The sequence below is a fragment of the Nocardia wallacei genome (assembly GCF_029869545.1).
Lineage (GTDB): Bacteria > Actinomycetota > Actinomycetes > Mycobacteriales > Mycobacteriaceae > Nocardia > Nocardia wallacei_A.
Genome location: NZ_JARWQD010000349.1, coordinates 1 through 3,435, shown reverse-complemented (window position 1 = coordinate 3,435; position 3,435 = coordinate 1). Strand labels below are relative to the sequence as shown.

The 3,435-nt window shown below is 68.0% G+C and carries 2 protein-coding genes and 2 pseudogenes; 2 read left to right on the top strand and 2 right to left on the bottom strand.

The genetic code is table 11. The features are described 5' to 3' along the window. On the bottom strand, positions 1-582 hold a 582-nt coding region (locus QH290_RS32050), incomplete at its 3' end, for a cytochrome b (RefSeq protein ID WP_280386986.1). Positions 583-700: 118 nt separating this feature from the next. Here QH290_RS32050 and QH290_RS38260 point away from each other — a divergent pair. Beyond that, positions 701-1,159: pseudogene (locus QH290_RS38260) on the top strand (WS/DGAT domain-containing protein); the annotation flags it as partial. A 1,343-nt stretch (positions 1,160-2,502) separates the two neighbouring features. Next, positions 2,503-3,102: a TIGR03086 family metal-binding protein gene (locus tag QH290_RS32040; protein ID WP_280386982.1), complete on the top strand. Its 600-nt coding sequence runs from the start codon at positions 2,503-2,505 to the stop codon at positions 3,100-3,102. A gap of 187 nt (positions 3,103-3,289) precedes the next feature. Here the strand turns inward: QH290_RS32040 and QH290_RS32035 are convergent. Then, positions 3,290-3,435, bottom strand: a pseudogene (locus tag QH290_RS32035) (IS481 family transposase); the annotation flags it as partial.

Here is a 3,435-nt window from a genome sequence, read left to right as displayed (position 1 = left end):
CCAGTGCAGCCACGTGCCGATCACCGGCATCCCCATGGTGATTCCCGAGAACGCGGCCCGCAGGCCCGTGCCGGAGAGCAGATCGTCGGGCAGCGAGTAGCCGAAGAAGCCCTCGAACATGGCCAGGATCAGCAGCAGCGAGCCGATCACCCAGTTCGCCTCGCGGGGGCGGCGGAAGGCGCCGGTGAAGAAGGTGCGGCACATGTGCACGATCATGGAGGCGGCGAAAAGCAGTGCGGCCCAATGGTGTACCTGCCGCACGAACAGTCCGCCGCGCACGTCGAAGGTGATCTGCAGGGCCGACTCGTAGGCGCGCGACATGCTCACCCCGCGCAGCGGCTGGAACTCGCCGTCGTAGACGACCTCGGTCATCGACGGGTCGAAGAACAGGCTCAGATAGATGCCGGAGATCAGCAGGATGATGAAGCTGTACAGCGCGATCTCGCCGAGCAGGAACGACCAGTGCGTCGGGAAGACCTTGTTGATCGATCTCTTGACGAACTTGGCCGCCTGGTATCGCTCGTCGGCGGAATCGGCTTGTGCGGCGATCCTGCGGCCGACGGCACCTTCTCGAACTGCCATGGCAGTCACCCCACCCGGGAGAGAACGGTCGATCTTCTACTACAGACGGTAGCACTCGAGGTGGCGATGATCGATGGGTTTGGGCGAACCGGTCCCGCCAGGTCGTATCGTCGGCCGGGTGGAGACGCTGACGCCGCAGGACGCCACCCGGTACTGGCTGTCGCGCCGGACGTGCAACGACCTGTTCCTGCTGTACTGCTTCGACGACACCGGTCTTGCGACGGCGGACCTCCGTGCGGCCGTCGCGGAGCGGAGCGCACGGATTCCCGATCTGTCGGTGCGGGTGCGGGAGCGGCGATTCGCCTATCCGGCGTGGGAGCGTTGTGGATTCACCGACGATCAGGTGATCGAGCACGCCCTTCCCGCACCCACCTGGCCGAATGTCATTGCCGCACTGGGTAATTTGCTGCCGAACGGCGTTCGGGCGGATCGCCGGGCGTGGCGCCTGCACGTATTCCGCGAAGTGACCGGCGCACCCACCGCCGCAGCCCCCGCCCTGGTCGCGGTCCTCCAGCTGTCCCACGCCCTCGCCGACGGCCAACGAGCGGCCGCCATAGCCCGCGCCCTGTTCACAGAGGACTCGCGCGATCAGGAGCCCCCGCGAACCACTCCCCACTCCTCCCGACGCGCCGTGGCCACCCGGTCTTTCCGGCGTGCCGTGGCTCCCAAGATATTCCAGCGCGCCACGGGCTCCCCTTCCTTCCCGCGCGTCATGCCTTTCCAGCCCTTCCGGCGCGTCTTGTCTTTTCAGTCGTTCCGGCGCGCTCTTGGCCGGAATCCACTGCCGCTGCGGTATGGATCCCGGTCGAAAGCATGCCGGGGAGGCCGTGGTGGGGCCGAGTGGCTGCGGTCGGGCGGTGCCTGGCTGCGTGCGGAAACGGCGGTGGTCGAGGCATTTTCGTTGGTCACCTTTCCGGTGCGGCTGGGGCGGACTGTGGTTCGTGGTTTCGCGGCCGAGCGGGCACGTCGGGAGCTGGCTGAGCGGACCGGGCGTGGGGAGGTGGCACCGCCCGGGCCGAGTTTTCCTCCGACGCTGTTGAATCGGTCGCCCGCACCCGTATCGCACGCGGTGCGCATGCTGGTTCGAGAGGACCTGCGGATTCGGGGGTTCACCGTGACGGTGGTCGTACTGACCGCCGTTGCCTCGGCCCTGACACGGTATCTCGCTTCGCGAGGCGAACCGGAGGCCGACCTGCTAGCGCAGGTATCCATGGCAATTCAGGCGCGAAATGGCGGGCCGCGCAACAACTATCGTGATCTCGGTGTCGAATTGCACGGGGCGGAACCGGATCTGCGGCGTCGTGCCGAACGTATCGCCGCAGGCCTCGAACTCCGCCGGGCCCGCGCGAGACATCCGCTGCTTCGCGCGCAGGATCGCGTGACCGCGGTGCTCCCGGCGCCGGTGCTGCGCCGTGATGTGGCGACCTATCCGATGGACCAGGTTCCCGATGCGCTCGGCGGCCACACGGTGGTGTCGAGCGTGAACCGCGGGCCCGCCGATCTGACCTTCGGCGGCGGGCCGGTGCGCTTCACCGGCGGGTTCCCGGCCCTGGGCGCCGTCATGCACCTGACGCACGGCGTGCACGGTCTCGGCGAGACGGTGACGATCTCGGTCCACGCCGATCCGGCGGCGATCCCCGATGTCGACATCTACGCCGGTCTGCTGGATACCGCGCTCACCGAAGTGGTCGCGGCATTGGCGCCGACAGCTGCCGAGTAGAGACTGCCGCGGCAAGCCGTGAGCCCAGGCACGCTGGTGTGCGCCCGGCGCCGGGGCGGCTGCCCCTTTCGCCGGTTGGTGTCGTCCGTCCCGATGCGGGTGCGCTCCGCGCGCTGCCGATGAATTCCGGCGGCCTCACGGGTCCACATTTTCGAGGGCGTCGCGCGCGCCCGGACTGCACCATCCCGGAGGAGAACGCCGTGATCGACCTGAAACCGGCCTGTCATACCGTGATCGACCTGCTGGAGAGCGTCTCCGCCGACCAGCTCGACCACCCGACCCCGTGCGCCGAATACTCCGTCGCCGACCTCATCCACCATTTCGCGGATGTCGCACAGGGATTCGGCGAACTCGCCCGCAAACAGGCCGCCGGGGAACCCACACCGCGGACCACCGATATCCACAAGGTCGCGGCTCGGGTGTGGGAATTGGGCGAGGCATGGGCCGAGCCCACGGCCTGGGAGGGCACCGGCGGCTCCGCCGACTTGCAACTACCGAACGAGCAGTGGGGCAAGATCGCCCTCACCGAACTGGTGGTGCACGGCTGGGACCTCGCCGTCGCCCTCGACCGCACGTTCTGGATGCCGGAGGAAACCCTGCGATCCTGCCTCGACCACGTCGCCGTCTTCATCCCCGACGCCCCGATCCCTGCCCTGTGGGGCCCCGCCGTCGAAACCCCGGACGACGCCCCACTGATCCACCGCATCGTCGCCATCACCGGCCGCGACCCACACTGGACCCCAGCCACCGCGCAGAGTGCCCGCCCTCATAAGTCGGCCCGCACATCTGTCTGTGCCTAGCCCACCCACCCACATCACATAGCCCCACCCACACCCGCATTGCGCAGCCCACCCACACCCGCATTGCGTAGCCCAGTCGTACCCGCATTGCCTAGCCCAGCCGCACTCGCATTGCGTAGCCCAGTCGTACCCGCATTGCCTAGCCCAGCCGCACTCGCATTACGTAGCCCAGTCGTACCCGCATTGCCTAGCTGTACTGACCTGAGAGGTTCGCAACGCGGCTGGCTGGCGGGTGGCCTGCGAGTGCGGTGTGGCCGCGGTGGTGATTGTAGGTGTGTAGCCAGGTCGTGAAGGCTGTGCATCGTTCGGAGTCGCTGCGGTAGAGCCGGGCGT